The organism is Methyloterricola oryzae (genome assembly GCF_000934725.1).
Classification (GTDB): Bacteria; Pseudomonadota; Gammaproteobacteria; order Methylococcales; family Methylococcaceae; genus Methyloterricola; species Methyloterricola oryzae.
This window is the reverse complement of the sequence record NZ_JYNS01000001.1, coordinates 158,942-175,621: the sequence shown is the minus strand read 5'-3', so window position 1 is coordinate 175,621 and position 16,680 is coordinate 158,942. Positions and strand designations below refer to the sequence as shown.

The window sequence follows — 16,680 nt, the reverse complement described above, 5'->3', positions numbered from 1 at the left end:
ACGAGGGTGGGCTAAACTGCATTAACAGAAATGGCCTGCGCCTGCGGTGCCGGAATGAGCACGGTAGGTGAAGATCCTGCTGTATAGCTGCTGCTGGATGGATGCTGTGGAACTCTGGATTGCGACGATCATCTTGTGCGTGTCCGCGGGATTGCTTGCCCGCTATGTCTACAAGCGGAGCCGCAGACGCGTCGAGCCGGATCGGGCCGAGTTGCCCGAACTGCCGGAGCGTAAGGAGCAGGAACCTGCGCCTTCGCCGCCGAGGGAAACCCCTGTCTCGGCGGCATCTGTTGCCGAGCCCGTGGCCGGAAGCGTCGCTCCGGTGGAGATCCTCAAGCTGTTTGAGCCTTTGAACCTCTGGTCCGAAGAGGAACTCGCGCTCCTGGCGACGGATCATCCCAGCCTTATATTTCCCGCGGGTAGCCTGTTGTTCCGGCGTGATGAGGCCTTGCCCTGGGGGTTCTACCTGTTGAAGGGGGAAGTGGAGCTGGTGAGCGGCGAGGGCGCCGCGCTGACCCTGAAGGCGCAAGATGAGCAGGCCAGTTTCCCTTTAGGCTGCGCCGAGCGGAACCAGACGGACTGCATCGCGAAATCGCAGGTGGAGGTGCTGCGTCTGCCCCGGGACGTGGCCCTGGCCAGTGGATTAGCGGCAAAGCGCCATGTTAGCGGTATTGACGTCCAATCCATGGATCTGCCGCCTATCCTCAAGGGGAGCAGCGCGTTTTACGTATTCTGCCAGACCTTCGAGAGCCGTCAGGTCAAGCTGCCGACGTTGCCCTCGGTGGCGCTCAAGCTCCGTGAAACCTTGCGCAGCAAGGATATCAATCTGGAAGAGGCCGCCCGGATCGTGCAGATCGATCCGGTCACGACAGCCAAGCTGATCCAGGTGGCCAATTCGCCCCTTTATCTCGCGGCGCAGCGGATCGCCACCTGCCATGGCGCAGTGGTCAGGCTCGGCTTGGAGGCGACCCTGAATCTTGTCGTCAGCATCGGCCTGCGCGGATTATTCCGCTCCAAGAATACCCAGATCAACCGCTTGATGAATCAGATCTGGCACAAGAGCGTGCAAGTATCCGTGCTGGCCTCGGTGCTGGCCAAGGAACTGGGACAGGTGGAGCCCGATCAGGCACTGCTGGCTGGGCTCACCTACCGCATCGGCGCGATTCCTTTTCTCAGTTTCGTGGATCATTTGCCTCAGGGCGGTTACACCGTTGAGGAAATCGAGGCGGCGATCCCGTTGTTGTCAGGGCCTGTGGGCAAGATGGTGTTGACCGAGTGGGATTTCGCGGAGCAGTACCTGGACTTGCCACTGCTCGCCGATGACTGGTTTGCCGATACCGGCGACAGCTTTGGCCTACCCGATCTGCTGCGCCTAGCCGTCTGGCACAGCTATCTGGGAGAGCCGCGGGCGAGGAGCCTGCCGCCGATTGTCGCATTGCCTTCATTCGGCAAGCTGAAGCGTTCCAGGCTTACGCCGGAGTTCTCCCTGGCTTTGTTGCAGAAATCCAAGGCCCAGATCGACGAAACCTCAAAAGTGCTGGCCTCGTGAGCCTTGCCAGCCAGCCGCGACCGCTGCGGTTCGCTCATACACACGGGGTTGAACCATGTCCGACCGGAATATCGAAGCGTGGCACGCCATCGTCAAAGCCTATAACGAGGCCATCTATGACACCGATGGCGAGCGCGCGCTACAGGTGGTCGAGGATGCGTTGGCTCAGGGACTGACGCCGGAGGACGTCGTCTTCAAGGTCATCATTCCGGCGCTTGAGGCCATGATGGAGCAGATCAATCACGATCCGGACGCCAACCTCGCGCAGCACTTCATGACCGCGCAGATCGCCACCAAGGTGACCGAGAGGATGCTTGCCAAATTCAGTCAGCCTCCTCAAACAGTGGGCCGCGTGATCATCGGCACCTCGCAGGGCGATCTGCATTCCCTGGGCAAGCGGATTGTGGTGGGGTGTCTCAAGTCACTGATGGTGGACGTGGTCGATCTGGGCATCAATGTGCCGCCGGAGCGCTTTGTCGATGAGGCCGAGGCGCACGGGGCCCAGGTAATCGCTATCTCCTCCATGATGGTACACACCGCCAGGAGCGCTCAAGGTTGCGTGCGAGTGCGACAGCTCCTCAAGGAGAGGGGACTGGAAGAACGTGTTCGCATCGTGGTTGGAGGGGCGCCATACCGTTTCGATCCGCAGTTGTTCAGGCAGGTGGGTGCGGATGCCTGGGCGGAGGACGGCATTACCGCCGGGCGGGTGATTCTCGAACTTATCAGGGAGGTCAAGCCGTCATGAATGCTCTGCAACGCTTGCAGGCCGCAATCCAGGGTGAGCCGGCCGACCGCATTCCCATTTTTTGCAATATGCTGGAGCAGGGTGCCCGCGAACTGGGGCTACCGATGGCCGAGTATTATTCCAGGGGCGAGTACGTCGCGGAGGGCCAACTGCGGCTGCGTGAAAAATACGGTCACGACAATGTCTGGAGCTTGTTCTACGTGGGCAAGGAGGCGGAATTGCTGGGTTGCCGCAAGATCCTTTTTTCCGATGAGGGCCCTCCTAACGTGGCGCACTTCGTGATCAACAATTACGAGGATGTCAGCGGGTTGGAAGTTCCCGAGGATGTGGCGACGCACCCGGCCTTCGAGGAGACCGCCAAGTGCTTGAACATCCTGCGCGCCGAGGCAGGCGGCAAGTATCCCATCTGCGCCTATCTGACGGCTTCCATGACCTTGCCCGCGCTGCTCATGGGTATGGACCGCTGGTTGGAGCTGTTGCTGACCGGGCCGGAGGACGTGCGCGACGAGCTCCTGGAAAAGTGCTCGGAATTCTTCCGCAAGGAGATAGCGGCCTACCGCGCCGCTGGCGCGGATGTGCTGCTGTATTCCAATCCCTTCGGCTCGCCCTATTTTCTTGGCCAGAAGTACTTTCAGGAATTGTCGATGCCCTGGATGAAGCGGGACCTTGAGCCAGGCGGAACCGCCAACGTGGTTTACTACTGCGGCGGTGCGCGCATGAATCCGGTCATCGACCAGGTGATCAAGGAACTCGGACTGGGTGCGTTCTACCTGGGGCCCGAGGATGACATAGCGGAAGGCAAGCGCCTGGTGGCAGGCCGTGGGCTGACCTGCGGCGTGATCAATGACATCAAGCTTCTGAGCTGGACGCCGGCGGAGGTCCGCGCGGTGGTTCGCGAGATGATCGCGGCCGGCAAGCCGGGCGGCCGCTTCCTGTTTGGCACCATTCTCATGCCTTACCAGATTCCGGAGGAGAACATCCACGCCATGCTGGATGCGGCGCGTGAGTTCGGGAGCTTCGAGCATGCCTGGAGCGGATGACGGCTCCACAGCAGGCGATTCGCCCGGCAACGGTCTTGAGGGCGATGCACGTGAGCTGGCCCGGCTGAACGAACGGCTGCGTCGCCTGGCGGCGGACAAGGCCTACCTGCAACTGGTCAACCACCTGATGACCCGCCTGAGTAACCTGCCCGGGCTGGACAACCTGATTCAAGGCTTTCTTCAGTGTGTTTCGGACACCATTGGCGGCACCAATGTGCTGCTGTATTACTGGATCAAGGGCGTCCTGCATCGGGCGGATGTTTACGGCAATCGCTGCGAGCCGGAAGGTATTGACGATCCTGGCGTCGATGAGGCCGCCATCAACCTGCAACCTTTGCAAATCGAGCACGATATAGTGAGCGCCAAGATGCGCCCCTCGGCCATGGTAGGGGCTTGGACCTGGATTTACCCCCTGGCGGTTGGGGAGGATCTGGTAGGCGTGCTCAAGATAGAGAATCTGCATATGAGCTCGCGGGAAATGCAGGCCTATCTGCCCAACTTTTTCGCTTTCGCAGCCGCCTTGCTGAAAAACGACATTCAGGGATTCTGGCTGCTCAAGGAGGCTTACGACGAACTGCAGGCAACCATTCTTTCGCTGGCCGCGGCGCGAGAAGCCGCCGAGGCCGCGAGCCGAGCCAAGAACAGCTTCCTGGCCAATATGAGCCACGAGCTGCGCACCCCGCTGAATGCGATTCTCGGATTTTCACAATTGCTGGCGCGGGAGCCGACGCTGGGCGCCAAACAACGCGCCAACTTGCAGGCCATCCAGCACAGCGGCCAGCATCTGCTGGAACTGATCAATGACATCCTGGAACTCAGTCGCATTGAGGCGGGGCAGTTACAGCTCAAGACCGAGACTTTCAGTCTCGCGGCGCTGGTGGAGACGGTCCTGGAGATGGTGCAGGGGCGGGCGCAGGCCAAAGGCCTCCAGCTAGCATGCGAGTGTTTGGCCGAACTGCCCGCGCATGTGGAGGGAGACTGCCATCATCTGCGGCAGGTTTTGATCAACCTCCTGAGCAATGGCATCAAGTACACCATTGCGGGATGCGTCACGCTGCGTGTCGATTGGGATGGCCAGCACGCCAGCTTCGCGGTGGAGGACACAGGCATTGGGATACCGGAGGCGGAAAGGGAAAAGGTATTCACATCCTTCTACCAGACCGATTTTGCGTCGAAGCAGGGTGAGGGGGTCGGTCTGGGTCTCGCCATCAGCCGTGATTACGTGCGCCTGATGGGCGGCGAGCTGCAGGTGGAAAGCCGCGTCGGGGTGGGTAGCCGTTTCGCGTTTCGGGTGCCTTTGCTTGCGCGCGACGTGGCGCCTGCCGCCGGGGATTGCGGGATCGGCGAGATCGTTGGTCTGTCGGAAGAACAGCCGAACTGGCGGGTACTGGTGGTCGACGATGATGCGGATGGCCGTACGTGGCTAAGCCAGCTTCTGCAGGGGGCCGGCTTCGAAGTCCGGGTCGCTGCGCACGGCGGGGACGCCCTGGTCCTTTGCACCACCTGGCGCCCGCATTTCATCTGGATGGATGTGCACATGCCCGTGATGAACGGAATCGAGGCCTGCGCACAGATTCGGGCCATTCCGGGATGTGAAAGCCTGCCGATCGTGGCCGTCAGCGCCACGGCTCATGAAGACACTCAGGATCAGGTTCTGGCAAGTGGTTGTTGCACGGATTTCCTGATCAAGCCCATGTCCGCCGAGGACGCTTTTGCAACCATGCGTAAATTCCTCGGCGTCCAATACCGATATGCGCCTGCTGCTGCGACGCCTGCCGTCGGAGCTGTGGCACCAAGCCGCGACCTGGAAGCCGGGGACCTTGCGCAGATTCCCTCCCAGCAGTTGCATAAGCTGCTGCAGGCGGCTAAAACCCTGGACGCGGACGCCGCGCGCGAGGCATTGCATGCCATGAGCGATGCGCCCGCCGATGTCGCACAGATTTTACGCCAGTGGGTCGAGGACTATCGGTTCGACCGCATTACAAAATTGCTTTCATCTTCAAGCCGCTGATCCTTAAGGGTGTTACTTTTCGGAACCGCTTCAAAGTGTTTTGAACTGGGCCCCGGGGTTATTTGCAGCGACCTATGACCGGCTGAATCTCTGCTATTTTTACTGCCAATCCCAAGGTTCACAGCGGTCGACCTTATGCAGCAGCAAGCGCCTATCGATGCCAATCAACTCGTTGAAAACGTCAGCGGTCTGGTAACCCTGCCTGACGTCTACATCCGTATTTCACGGGCCATTGATAGTCCCAAGAGTTCCAGTGCCGACATCGCCAAGGCGGTCAGCCAGGATGCTTCGTTCACGGTCCGGTTGCTGAAGCTGGCAAACAGCGCGCTCTACAGTTGTCCTGCGAAGGTGGACTCGGTCGGCAAGGCCATCACCCTCATCGGCATTGCCCAGGTGCGCAATCTGGTACTCTCCATGTCGGTGGCGCGTAGCTTTGCGGGCTTGTCCAATGACCTGGTTTCCATGGAGAATTTCTGGAAGCACAGCGTCCTGTGTGCGCTTTGTGCGCGCTTTCTCGCGTCGGAAATGCGTCGCCGCTGCGATCCGGACGCAATGTTTACAGCGGGACTGCTGCATGACATAGGTGAACTCATCATCTTCAACCGCTTACCAGAAAAGGCTGCCGAAGCGCTGACCATGGTGCTCGACAGCGGCGAGGAAGTGGGTGTCTATGCGGCTGAACGGGAGGTCATGGGATTTGACCATAGCTTGGTTGGCGGCTTGCTTGCAGAACGCTGGAACCTGCCTTCCGTCCTCCAGGAATGCATCGCGTGCCATCACAATATCGGCAGCGCCAAACAGCACCCGAAGGAAGTCGCGCTGATACATATCGCCAACGTTTGCGCCCTGATGGCGGAGGTCGATTCCCTCGACCCAGACGACGTCGAACCCATAGACCCGCTGGCCTGGGAACGCACGGAACTGTCGCCCGAGATGCTGGAAGGGCCGGTGCGCAAGGCTCAGGAAGAGCTTCAAGAGGCGCAGAAACTCTTTGTGGACGTAGCCAGCTGATCTCACACACGGATCCCATGACAACTACGACAAACAGCACGGGACAAACTCTGCGGCCCACCATTGCCGGGTTCGAACATATCAAACGTGTCTGGAATTCCACGTTTGGAGCCTACACCGCGCGCATATTGCCGGGGGAGTTATACGTGACCCTGCATGACGAAGGCGTCACCACTACCTTGGGATCGTGCATTGCCGCCTGCATTCGCGACAAGAGCAGCGGCATAGGCGGCATGAATCACTTTATGCTTCCGACAGGCGGACCGGACAATTGGGGCGGTGGCAACGCCATTGCCAGCGCCGCAACGCGGTATGGCATTTACGCGATGGAGCAACTCATCAACCATATTCTGCGCAACGGCGGAAAGCGGCAGAATCTGGAGGTGAAACTATTCGGGGGTGGGCGCATCATTCCCAATATGTCGGATGTGGGGCTACGCAATATCGCCTTCGCGCGTGAGTTCCTGAGTGACGAAGGGCTCAAGGTGGTAGCGGAGGATGTGGGTGACATCTTTCCGCGCATGGTGGCTTATTTCCCTGCCTCGGGCCGGGTGAAGGTCAAGCGCCTGCGCTCCTTGCACAATAACGTGATTGCCAACCAGGAACGTTGCTACGTGGAGACCATCAAGGAAACCCCCGTGGCTGGGGATCTGGAACTCTTTTAGCCCCCAGTTCCGGAGCCGTTACTTCCCGTCTTGTCGCTTGTCCCGAGCCTGTTTCGGGGCTCAGGCCATGCCTTGAGCCATTTCCGGTTTAGGCTCCCGCAGCAGCAGGTTGTCCACCGCTTCGGCCGGTGTCATGCCCTCGTTCAGGATACGGTACACCTGTTCGGTGATCGGCATCTCGATGCCCTTCTCGCACGCGAGCTTGTAGATGATGGATGCCGCCGTGGCGCCTTCAATCTCCTGGCCGATTTGGGCTGTTACCTCTTCACGCGATAATCCTTGCCCGAGACCCAGCCCGAAACGCCGGTTGCGCGACTGATTGTCGGTGCAGGTCAACAACAGGTCACCGACGCCGGCCAAGCCCATCAAGGTCTCCATGCGGCCTCCCATGGCGAGCCCGAGCCTCAGCAACTCCGCCAAGCCACGCGTGATCAGGGCTGCCCTGGCGTTCGCCCCGAACCCCAACCCGTCCGCCATGCCGGCGGCGATGGCGAGCACGTTCTTGGTGGCGCCGCCCAGTTGCACACCCACAATGTCGCTGGTGGTGTAGGCGCGAAAGTACTTGTTATGCAGCAATGCCGCGGTTTTCGCCGCCATGTCGGTCTGACGGGAGGCGACTGTGATAGCGGTGGGCTTGCCGGCGGCAACTTCGCTGGCGAAGGTCGGTCCCGACAGCACTGCGGCCGGGCGGTCGGCACCCATGATATCCGTCACCACATCACTCAGCAGGCGCCCGCTGGTCTTTTCCAGGCCCTTGGTGGCCCAGGCCAGGCCGGCGCTATCAGGCATAGCGGGGTGCATGGCCATGAGGGTTGCGCGAAAGGCGTGGCTAGGCACCGAGACCAGCGCCAGTTCGCATTGTTCCACAGCCTCGCCCAGATCCGCGGTTACCTGCAGGGTTTCAGGAAACGGGGCCTCTGGAAGGTAGCGCTTGTTGCAGCGATCCCTGCCCAAGTTGGCGATGTGTTCCGGGTGGTGACCCCAAAGCAGCACCTGATGCCCGTTGCGTGCGATCAGTAAAGCAAGCGCCGTTCCCCAGGAGCCAGCGCCGATGACGGATATAGTCATGCCGATTGATTGGAAGCGAAGGGAAAGCTCAGTTGACGCTGGTGTTGCCGGCGGTTGCCTGCTGTTGCTGGACGTGCTGCATGTACAGCGCGTCGAAATTCACCGGCGCCAGCAGCATCGGGGGAAAGCCGCCCTTGATGACCAGGTCCGAGACGGCCTCGCGCGCATAGGGGAACAGGATGTTGGGGCAGAAACTGCCGATCATGGGCGAAAGTTCCTGTTCGTTGAAACCGGAAATGGTGAAGATGCCAGCTTGCGACACTTCCACCAGATAAGCGGTCTTTTCTTCCAGAGTTACCGTGACCGTTACTGTCAGGCTGACTTCATAGAGGTCCTCTTGCAGGCTCTGCACATTGCTGGCCAGGTTGAACTCGACCTTGGGTTCCCATTTCTGGGTGAATACGGCGGGTGAGTTGGGAGTCTCGAACGAAACGTCCTTGATGTACAGTTTCTGCAGCGCGAACTGCTTTTCCTCTTCAGCCATGATATATCCTCGGTGGTGGTGTTCTTTGAACGGGTTATGCGGGGCGAGCCTGTCGTCTGGAGCCTGTTACTTGCCCTTCTTCTTTACCATCGGCAATTTGGCGTCTTCCCAGGCCAGCATGCCGCCTTTCAAATCGTAGACCTCAGTAAAACCGGCCTGCGTCAGCTTTTTGCAGACATGAGCGGAGCGCGTGCCTTGCTGGCACGTCACGATGACCGGCGTATGCTTTCTTGGCTCCAGTTCATAAAGCTTGTCATCGACGCGCGCGAGCGGGATCGCCATCGCGCTTTCGATATGCCCCTTCGCAAATTCGTGGGGTTCCCGCACATCGATGACGATGGTGCGGTCATCGTTGAGCAGTGTGACGGCACCGGTGGGGGAGACCACCTTGTACTTTCGGGTGATGCTATCGAACAGATCCTGAACCAGGAGCAGGGTGACGACAAACAGTCCGCTGCTCAAGATCCAGTGATTGCTGATGAATTCTACAATGCGTTCGAAATCCATGCAGGTTGCCTATATCTAAACAAGTGAGAGGGGTAATGGGCTTTTGATCGGAGCGCCGATGGAGACCGGTTCGGAAGCTGCCGGCCTGCTGCCCCGGGCTTTATTCTAGGGCAGTGCCGCAAGCCGACCAGATTCGCTGCGTGGCATTCGAGCGCTATTCTCCGTGGGGGCAGAACATTTGCTTCAGTTGAAATATGAGCTGCAGCGTATTGGGATTTTCTATGTAGTAGTAGACCCGGTTCGCATCCTTGCGGCACGCCAAGATACCTTTGTCGCGCAATATGCCCAGGTGCTGAGAAATGTTGCTTTGCGTGGTCCCGACCTGATCCACGATATCCTGCACGCTGACCCGGTCGTTTCCCAGAGTGCACAGTATCTTCAGACGCAGCGGGTGCGACATGGCCTTGAGGTACTGGGCAGCCCGGGCAATCTCGGCATCATTGGAGATAATCTGTTCGTCTACTGTGCTCATGGCTGACTTGGGTTCCCCGGGTACCTTGGGCATGCGGCCTAAGGGCCTCTATCGAACCTGACACAGGCACGACGGGCGCGACAAAACAAGATAAACTATCTTGCACTTGGGGCCGTGAGCGGCAGGGTCGCCGCGTGACGATGACGTCTTATTAAGTAAGCCCGAGATTATACGTGTAACTCGCGCTGTCCTAAACCCATTGAGGAATCAATTTTTCCTGTGGGGTTTTGGCGGGGCGCCTGCTGCAGGAACCTAATGGCAGCCAGGGGCCTTCTTGACCGTTAGAGCCCGGTCTGATGCGCGCTCAGGTCGATCTTGTGCCGGCATCATCTCCACGTGCCCGGTTCGGCCAAACCCCGGACGATAGTTTATGGCTTTCCCCTCGCGACGAAGGACCAAGTGTGTTTGTCTGCTGCAATCTGGCTCGAAACCGCGTGCCAGGCTGTGGCCCATGAAACGGCGCACGAGCTGGGGCTTCGTGATGTTGGCTGTTTGTCTGGGACCGGTGGCAGCGGAAGAGGGGGGCGCGCCGAACGTGGACCTAGAGCAGGTGCGCGGCCGCATCCGGGAGATACAGGCGTCCTTGCAAGGTCTGGAGGATCAGCAGAGCAGCCTGTCGGGTCAACTGGCGGGCATCGAACGGCAGTATGGTGAGTTTGCCAAGGCCTTGCGCAAACTGGAACACGAGGTGCAGGAGGGGGCCCGGCGCCTGGCGTCTCTTGGCAAGCGCCAGGAGCAGTTGAGGGCGGACATTCGCCAGCAGAACCAGGCTCTTGCAGGGCAGTTGCGCTCGGCTTATGCTGCTGGAAGGCAAGATTGGCTCAAATTGGCGCTGAACCAGGAAGAGTCGGCCCGCGCCAGTCGGATGCTGGCCTATTATGGATATCTGAACCGAGCCCGGTTTTCCCTCATTCAATCCCTGGACACGGATCTTTCCCAACTGACCCAGGTCGAGGCAGACCTAGTCGCGGCGCGCGGCCGTCTCGAATCCACTCGCAGCGAGATGGCGCAGCAGCAGCAGCGCTTGAGCGAGGCCCGCAAGGAGCGGCAGACGGTGCTTGCGAAGTTGACGCTGGAGGCGAAGGACAAGAGTGACGAGCTTAAGTCGCTGCAGGAGGATGAGCATCGCCTTGAGGGCCTGATCGGTAGACTGCAGGCAGAGATGCCGGCGTTTCCCCAACGGGATGAGGGCTCCGCTGCCGCGCAGCCAGAGGAGGGCATGCGACTGCCGGTGAAAGGTCCCGTTCTGGCCGGGTTTGGCGCACCGAGGATGTCGGGAAAGTGGGACGGTGTTTTGATCGGGGCGTCCGAGGGTACTCCTGTACGATCCGTGGCCGCAGGACGCGTAGCTTTCGCTGATTGGTTGCGCGGTTACGGGCTATTGACGATTGTCGATCATGGAGACGGCTACATGAGTCTTTATGCTTTCAATCAGAGCCTGCTGAAAAGCGTCGGTGACTGGGTCGAGGCGGGCGAAACCATCGCCCACGTGGGTGCGAGCGGTGGCAGGCGCCAGCCCGGCTTGTATTTCGGTATTCGCGAGAAGGGACGCCCGATCGATCCGATGGCCTGGTGCGCGCGTGGCCATTGATTTCACGGCGGCGCCCTGTTCCGGTGTTCCGGGCGGCCGCGACGATTCGGTTACAGCCACTGTGACTGGATCCATGAATTCTTGATGATGGGAAATTACTCCATGGTGAAGCAAAAGAGTCTGATGCTGGTCGCGTTTGGCGCGGGCCTGGGCGCATTGTTGGCGTCAGCCGGAAGCGCGCTGGCCGAGCGCGATACCGGTGACTTGAATGGTATCCCGTTCGAGGGCCTGAAGACGTTCTCGGAGGTCTACGGCCGGATTCGTCAGGACTATGTCGAACCGGTGCCTGATACAAAGCTGTTGGAGGACGCAATTCGCGGCATGCTCTCCGGTCTCGACCCCCATTCGGCTTACCTGGATCAGGAGCAGTACAACGAACTCAAAGTCGGGACCACCGGACAGTTCGGCGGTCTGGGTATCGAGGTAGGCATGGAAAATGGCTTCGTTAAGGTCATTGCCCCCATCGATGACACGCCGGCGCAAAGGGCAGGCATCAAGGCCGGTGACCTGGTGATCCGTCTCGACGACAAACCTGTGAAAGGCATGACGCTCAACGACGCCGTCAAGATGATGCGTGGAGAGCCTGGCAGCGAGATCGTGCTGACCGTCGTCCGCGAAGGCGTGGAGCAACCGCTCAAGTTCAAGCTGATCCGCGACGTGATCAAGGTGCAGAGCGTCAAGAAGCGCATGCTGGAGGACGGTTATGGCTACTTGCGCATCACCAGCTTCCAGTCCAAGACTGGGGATAATGTCACCGAAGCGGTCAACGAGATGAAGAAGTCAGGCGATCTCAAAGGCCTGGTGCTCGATCTCCGCAATAACCCAGGCGGTGTGCTGAACGCGGCCGTTTCCGTCAGCGATGCCTTTTTAGAAAGTGGCTTGGTGGTATACACGGATGGCCGCATTGAAGACGCGAAGATGAAGTTCAATGCGACACCGGGCGACCTGCTCAAGGGTGCTCCCATTGTGGTACTAATCAACGCCGGTTCCGCTTCCGCATCGGAGATTGTGGCTGGGGCGCTGCAAGACCATAAGCGCGCGATCATCATGGGTGAAAAGACCTTTGGCAAGGGATCGGTCCAGACCATACTCCCGACCAGTAACGGTGGAGCGGTGAAGCTGACCACGGCGCGCTATTACACGCCCTCGGGCCGCTCTATCCAGGCGGAAGGCATTACGCCTGACGTGCCAATCTCCAAGGTGAAGCTGGAAACGGTGCAACAGTCCGAATTCTCTCCCATCAAGGAGGCCGACCTGGTGAACCATCTCAGCAACGAGAAGGCGGGCAAGAAGGACGATTTGAAGGGGCAGGAAAAGACAGAAGAATCCTTGGCGGTTCAGGACTATCCGCTCAATGAGGCCCTAAATCTGCTCAAGGGTATCAATATCGTCCGGCAGGGCAAGCTGAACTGATGCCGGTACGGCGGGTTTCCGCTAATAATGAAAAGGGCGCCTCGGGCGCCCTTTTCATATCATCGCCGCCGGTAAAGCGGTTGCCGTTCGTCGATCGCTGCCTGGTACTTTACGGTGAAGTCCTGCAGCGCCGGGAGTTGCGCCAATAGGTCCGCACCCGCAGGGAATTCAAAGGCATTGACACCGACACGAGACAGGAAAAACATCTGGTCGCGAATGAATTCGCCGCGCACCCTCAACTCTCCTGTGAAGCCGTAGCGTTCCCTTAGTAGGCGGGCCAGGGAGAAACCACGCCCGTCTGTCATGCTGGGCATTTCGATGCAAACCAGCTGAAAGCGTGACAGGTCATCAAGGAACTCAGCGGGCGCATCCTCGCCTTTCACGCGCAAACCCAAAGCTTGTCCACGGTCGGTCAGCGTATCGCGATCACGGAGCCAGCGCTTTAGTGAGACCGTGAAACGGCTCTCTGGTGGCGTGTCGTCGTCCGAAAGATGAGTCCAGTCATCCGTGACGATGTTACCGTCTTTAATGATTTGCATAGACCTTCTCCTGAAAGGGTTCCACGCCTAGACGGCGCACGGTTTCGAGGAAAGGTTCCTCCTCCAGCCGCAATTCCGTATAGGTCTTGAGAATGCACTCAATGGCGTCGGCGATATCCATTTTCGCAATTGCCGGTCCCAGGCGCTCTCCCAGTGAAGCATCGTCGGAAGAGGATCCGCCCAGAGTCAGCTGGTACCATTCTTCGCCTTTCTTGTCGACGCCAAGGATGCCGATATGTCCTACGGCCTGATGACCGCAACCGTTCATGCAACCGGAAATATTGATACGGAGGTCCCCCAGATCGTACAGATAATCCATGTTTTCCAGGCGGGAATAGATTTCTTGCGCAACCGGGATGGAGCTGGCATTGGCCAAAGAGCAGAAATCCAGGCCAGGGCAGCAAATCATGTCGGTGGCTTTGCCGATATTGGCGGTCGCAAGCCCCAGTTCCGAGAGTGCAAGCCATAGCGTATGCAGTTCATCCTGGCGGACGTCGGCAAATACCAGGTTCTGAGTATGGGTAACGCGCAGTTCACCGAAGCTGTATCGGTCACACAGATCGGCAACGGCCTCCATTTGCTGCGCCGTCAAGTCCCCCGGGGGTACGCCTGGGGCTTTCAGGGAGAGAAATACGGCGCGATAGCCAGGCACCTTGTGCTCCGCCGTGTTATGGCGCAGCCACGCGGCGAAGGCGGGCGAAGCGTCCGACGGGGTCGCGGTGTTTGCCGCGGCATCGTAGGCGGGCGGAGTGAAGAATCGCGCAACCCGCTGGATTTCCGCAGTATCCAAGACCAGCGAATCGCGAATCTGCGACCACTCGTCTTCCACCATGCGGGTGAAGGTTTCGATCCCAGTCTCCTTTAGTAGGATCTTGATGCGTGCCTTGTACTTGTTGTCGCGTCGGCCAAACAGGTTGTAGACCCGCAGGATCGCTTCCAGGTAGGACAGCAAATGCGCTTTTTCCAGGAAGGGGCGGATGGTCCGACCTATGATGGGCGTGCGCCCCAGGCCGCCTCCGACCAAGACTTCGAAGCCTACGTCTCCGTTGGTGTTTCTGACCAAGTGCAGGCCGATATCGTGCAACTGCGTCGCAGCGCGGTCCTTGGCGGCACCGCTCACTGCGATCTTGAACTTGCGCGGCAGAAAGGCAAATTCAGGGTGCAGGGTGGACCATTGCCGGATGATTTCGCAATAGGGCCGCGGATCTTCCAATTCGTCGATCGCCACGCCGGCCAGGTGATCGCTGGTGACATTGCGGATGCAATTGCCGCTGGTCTGGATGGCGTGCATCTGAACGGATGCCAGGTCAGCCAGGATGTCAGGAACTTCCTCCAACTTGGGCCAATTGAACTGAATGTTTTGGCGGGTCGTGAAGTGGCCATAGCCACGGTCGTACCTGCGCGAGATATGCGCCAGCATCCGCATTTGACGGGAGGACAACAGCCCGTACGGCACGGCGATGCGCAGCATCGGAGCGTGCCGCTGGAGATACAGACCATTCATCAATCGCAGCGGGCGAAATTGGTCCTCGGTCAGTTGCCCGGCGAGAAAACGGTGCGTCTGATCCCGGAACTGGGCAACCCGCTCGTCGACGAGTGCCTGGTCAAAATGGTCGTACTGGTACATGGTCCGTATCTTCAAAAAGGGCGCTTCGCCAAAAAGACCCACTGCAAAGCTGCGAAAATCGCCCGCGCCTCAACGCGGTGCCTGGAGGTCTCATGCGGAGAAGGCTGTTTCATCTTTAATCGAGCCGGGAATTGTAAAGCAAGCCTGGGGGGTGAGGCCACTTTCAATTGGTAAAGGGCGCGTGTTCCTGGCAGGTCGAGGCATTTATTTGTACATGGAATAACACTTTCTTCTATATAATCGACGCCTTTAAGTATTTAGGGGACTTGTGTCGCCGTGAAGAAGGCGCTACGCGCGCTTTTGGCGTCCGGGTGAATGTTTCTATACAAATAAAGAGGGGTTCTGCCTTGTTACGCGCACTCGCTTTGTTCTCGCTGCTTTTTGCCGTGCCGGCGCTGGTATCGGCGGAAGAGATGCAGGTTTTGGGGCTGACTGGCTCGCAGCGCGGTTTTTACTGCGTACTGATCTTCATCATTGCCTATGCCTTTGTCATGACAGAGGAATTTACGCACCTGCGTAAATCTAAGCCAGTTATCCTGGCGGCAGGCATCATTTGGGCTCAGGTCGCCTACATGGCAGGTACCAATGGTGTTCCGGCGGAAACCGTGCACAAGGCCTTCGAAAACAATCTGGCCGAGTTTGCCGAACTGATGTTGTTCCTGTTGGTCGCGATGAGCTACATCAATGCCATGGCGGAGCGCAATGTGTTTGAGGCGCTCAGGGCCTGGTTGGTGAACCGTCGCTTCGGCTACCGCAAGCTGTTCTGGATCACAGGCGTCATTACGTTTTTCCTATCCTCCGTCGCCGACAACCTGACTTCGGCTCTGTTGGTCGGTGCGGTGGTGATGGCCGTCGGCGTCAACAGCCCGAAGTTTGTTGCCCTGGGGTTCATCAATTTGGTGAGCGCGGCAAACGCGGGTGGTGCCTTCAGTCCGTTCGGCGACATCACGACGCTGATGGTTTGGCAGGCGGGAAAGGCCGAGTTCTTCGACTTCTTCATGTTGTTCATTCCTTCGGTGGTGAATTTCGGCGTTCCGGCCGCGATCATGCATTTCGCTATTCCTGACGATGCCCCCACCTTCAGTGGCGAAGACGAAAAGGTCGTGCTGAAGCCGGGTGCCATTCAGATTTGCGGATTATTTCTTCTGACCATCGTCACTGCGGTAAGTTTCAAGCAGTTCCTGCACCTGCCGCCCTTCATGGGCATGATGGTGGGTCTGTCCTTCCTCATGTTCTACGGCTATCGCCTGAAATTGGTCTTTAACATGGGCGGTGACAAGTTCGACGTGTTTCAGCATGTCCGTGATTCGGAGTGGGACACCCTGCTGTTTTTCTTCGGCGTAGTTTTCGCTGTGGGCGGTCTTGGTTTCATTGGATACCTGCAACTGGCGTCGGCTGCCATGTATGACGGCTTGGGAGCGACTACCGCCAATATCCTGATCGGTGTGCTGTCCGCCATTGTCGACAATATCCCGGTGATGTTTGCAGTACTGCAAATGAATCCGGACATGAGTCTCTATCAGTGGATGCTGGTCACGCTGACCGCCGGCGTGGGCGGCACCATGCTTTCGGTGGGATCCGCTGCTGGCGTGGCGCTGATGGGGACCTCCCGCGGCATGTACACGTTCTTTAGCCACCTTAAATGGACGCCCGCCATTGTCGCTGGATATGCGGCGAGCATCCTGACGCACTATCTCATCAACGGCTGACATCTGGGAGCGGCCGCACACCGGCCGCATATCACCGCGAAGCGCTTGGCTCTTGCCAGGCGCTTTTTGTTTGCCTCGATTCATCTTTTTGCCCGAGCCGGCCGGCGCGCGTCAAGGCGCTGACGGGTCTCGGTGCGCTTCGCCCTGTTCAGCCAATTAATCGGCAAAAGATGCTTTTCTCCGTCAAGGCTTTTCTGCGCTGGACGATAAGAAGGTGAACGCGTTTTCTGAATCAACAGAAACGTGCAA

Annotated in this window: 15 protein-coding genes; 9 read left to right on the top strand and 6 right to left on the bottom strand. The window is 58.9% G+C overall.

The window, feature by feature from the left end; translation table 11 throughout:
- Positions 1 to 67: 67 nt before the first annotated feature.
- From EK23_RS21375 to cheD, 6 genes are all read left to right on the top strand, one after another.
- On the top strand, positions 68 to 1,549 hold the full coding sequence (locus EK23_RS21375) for an HDOD domain-containing protein (protein ID WP_052807770.1): 1,482 nt from the start codon (positions 68 to 70) through the stop codon (positions 1,547 to 1,549).
- Positions 1,550 to 1,604: 55 nt separating this feature from the next.
- On the top strand, positions 1,605 to 2,294 hold the full coding sequence (locus EK23_RS00715; RefSeq protein WP_045223362.1) for a cobalamin B12-binding domain-containing protein: 690 nt from the start codon (positions 1,605 to 1,607) through the stop codon (positions 2,292 to 2,294).
- Entirely contained in the window at positions 2,291 to 3,334 is a 1,044-nt protein-coding gene (locus tag EK23_RS00710) for a uroporphyrinogen decarboxylase family protein (protein WP_045223361.1), read from the top strand. Before EK23_RS00715 ends, EK23_RS00710 begins: the two co-directional genes overlap by 4 nt.
- Complete coding sequence (locus EK23_RS00705; RefSeq protein WP_052807769.1) at positions 3,318 to 5,345, top strand: ATP-binding response regulator; 2,028 nt, start codon at positions 3,318 to 3,320, stop codon at positions 5,343 to 5,345. Before EK23_RS00710 ends, EK23_RS00705 begins: the two co-directional genes overlap by 17 nt.
- 135 nt (positions 5,346 to 5,480) lie before the next feature.
- Positions 5,481 to 6,356: an HDOD domain-containing protein gene (locus EK23_RS00700; protein ID WP_045223360.1), complete on the top strand. Its 876-nt coding sequence runs from the start codon at positions 5,481 to 5,483 to the stop codon at positions 6,354 to 6,356.
- A gap of 17 nt (positions 6,357 to 6,373) precedes the next feature.
- Positions 6,374 to 7,021 carry a chemoreceptor glutamine deamidase CheD gene (cheD, locus tag EK23_RS00695; protein ID WP_045223359.1) on the top strand — a complete coding sequence of 216 codons (648 nt, stop codon included), beginning with the start codon at positions 6,374 to 6,376 and terminating at the stop codon, positions 7,019 to 7,021.
- A gap of 60 nt (positions 7,022 to 7,081) precedes the next feature.
- On the opposite strand, the gene EK23_RS00690 is transcribed toward cheD, so the two are convergent.
- The 4 genes from EK23_RS00690 to EK23_RS00675 form a co-directional block, all read right to left on the bottom strand.
- Positions 7,082 to 8,089 (bottom strand): NAD(P)H-dependent glycerol-3-phosphate dehydrogenase, encoded by a 1,008-nt coding sequence (locus EK23_RS00690; protein ID WP_045223358.1) that lies wholly within the window; start codon positions 8,087 to 8,089, stop codon positions 7,082 to 7,084.
- A 28-nt stretch (positions 8,090 to 8,117) separates the two neighbouring features.
- On the bottom strand, positions 8,118 to 8,573 hold the full coding sequence (gene secB, locus EK23_RS00685) for a protein-export chaperone SecB (protein WP_045223357.1): 456 nt from the start codon (positions 8,571 to 8,573) through the stop codon (positions 8,118 to 8,120).
- A gap of 66 nt (positions 8,574 to 8,639) precedes the next feature.
- A complete protein-coding gene (locus tag EK23_RS00680) occupies positions 8,640 to 9,080 on the bottom strand; it encodes a rhodanese-like domain-containing protein (RefSeq protein ID WP_045223356.1) in 441 nt (146 codons plus the stop codon).
- Between the two features lie 154 nt (positions 9,081 to 9,234).
- Entirely contained in the window at positions 9,235 to 9,552 is a 318-nt protein-coding gene (locus EK23_RS00675; RefSeq protein WP_045223893.1) for an ArsR/SmtB family transcription factor, read from the bottom strand.
- A gap of 451 nt (positions 9,553 to 10,003) precedes the next feature.
- Between EK23_RS00675 and EK23_RS00670 the strand changes: the two genes are divergently transcribed.
- Together EK23_RS00670 and EK23_RS00665 are read left to right on the top strand one after the other, a co-directional pair.
- The gene (locus EK23_RS00670) at positions 10,004 to 11,143 is read left to right on the top strand and encodes a murein hydrolase activator EnvC family protein (protein WP_045223355.1); all 1,140 of its coding nucleotides are present in this window, start codon (positions 10,004 to 10,006) and stop codon (positions 11,141 to 11,143) included.
- Positions 11,144 to 11,245: 102 nt separating this feature from the next.
- Entirely contained in the window at positions 11,246 to 12,556 is a 1,311-nt protein-coding gene (locus EK23_RS00665) for a S41 family peptidase (RefSeq protein ID WP_045223892.1), read from the top strand.
- Positions 12,557 to 12,615: 59 nt separating this feature from the next.
- On the opposite strand, the gene EK23_RS00660 is transcribed toward EK23_RS00665, so the two are convergent.
- Both EK23_RS00660 and EK23_RS00655 read right to left on the bottom strand, forming a co-directional pair.
- Positions 12,616 to 13,095, bottom strand: a complete 480-nt coding sequence (locus EK23_RS00660) for a DUF934 domain-containing protein (protein WP_045223354.1) — start codon at positions 13,093 to 13,095, stop codon at positions 12,616 to 12,618.
- Entirely contained in the window at positions 13,082 to 14,722 is a 1,641-nt protein-coding gene (locus EK23_RS00655) for a nitrite/sulfite reductase (RefSeq protein ID WP_045223353.1), read from the bottom strand. The genes EK23_RS00660 and EK23_RS00655 overlap by 14 nt, the downstream gene beginning before the upstream one ends.
- Positions 14,723 to 15,135: 413 nt before the next feature.
- On the opposite strand from EK23_RS00655, the gene nhaD reads away from it, so the two are divergent.
- Positions 15,136 to 16,431, top strand: a complete 1,296-nt coding sequence (nhaD, locus tag EK23_RS00650; protein ID WP_438941134.1) for a sodium:proton antiporter NhaD — start codon at positions 15,136 to 15,138, stop codon at positions 16,429 to 16,431.
- The last annotated feature ends 249 nt before the right edge of the window (positions 16,432 to 16,680 follow it).

Excerpts from the sequence above, each read along its gene's own strand:
- EK23_RS00715 (WP_045223362.1), top strand. The coding sequence starts at position 1,605 with ATGTCCGACCGGAATATCGAAGCGTGGCACGCCATCGTCAAAGCCTAT.
- EK23_RS00710 (WP_045223361.1), top strand. The coding sequence starts at position 2,291 with ATGAATGCTCTGCAACGCTTGCAGGCCGCAATCCAGGGTGAGCCGGCC.
- EK23_RS00705 (WP_052807769.1), top strand. The coding sequence starts at position 3,318 with ATGCCTGGAGCGGATGACGGCTCCACAGCAGGCGATTCGCCCGGCAAC.
- EK23_RS00700 (WP_045223360.1), top strand. The coding sequence starts at position 5,481 with ATGCAGCAGCAAGCGCCTATCGATGCCAATCAACTCGTTGAAAACGTC.
- cheD (WP_045223359.1), top strand. The coding sequence starts at position 6,374 with ATGACAACTACGACAAACAGCACGGGACAAACTCTGCGGCCCACCATT.
- EK23_RS00690 (WP_045223358.1), bottom strand. The coding sequence starts at position 8,089 with ATGACTATATCCGTCATCGGCGCTGGCTCCTGGGGAACGGCGCTTGCT.
- secB (WP_045223357.1), bottom strand. The coding sequence starts at position 8,573 with ATGGCTGAAGAGGAAAAGCAGTTCGCGCTGCAGAAACTGTACATCAAG.
- EK23_RS00680 (WP_045223356.1), bottom strand. The coding sequence starts at position 9,080 with ATGGATTTCGAACGCATTGTAGAATTCATCAGCAATCACTGGATCTTG.
- EK23_RS00675 (WP_045223893.1), bottom strand. The coding sequence starts at position 9,552 with ATGAGCACAGTAGACGAACAGATTATCTCCAATGATGCCGAGATTGCC.
- EK23_RS00670 (WP_045223355.1), top strand. The coding sequence starts at position 10,004 with ATGAAACGGCGCACGAGCTGGGGCTTCGTGATGTTGGCTGTTTGTCTG.
- EK23_RS00665 (WP_045223892.1), top strand. The coding sequence starts at position 11,246 with ATGGTGAAGCAAAAGAGTCTGATGCTGGTCGCGTTTGGCGCGGGCCTG.
- EK23_RS00660 (WP_045223354.1), bottom strand. The coding sequence starts at position 13,095 with ATGCAAATCATTAAAGACGGTAACATCGTCACGGATGACTGGACTCAT.
- EK23_RS00655 (WP_045223353.1), bottom strand. The coding sequence starts at position 14,722 with ATGTACCAGTACGACCATTTTGACCAGGCACTCGTCGACGAGCGGGTT.
- nhaD (WP_438941134.1), top strand. The coding sequence starts at position 15,136 with ATGCAGGTTTTGGGGCTGACTGGCTCGCAGCGCGGTTTTTACTGCGTA.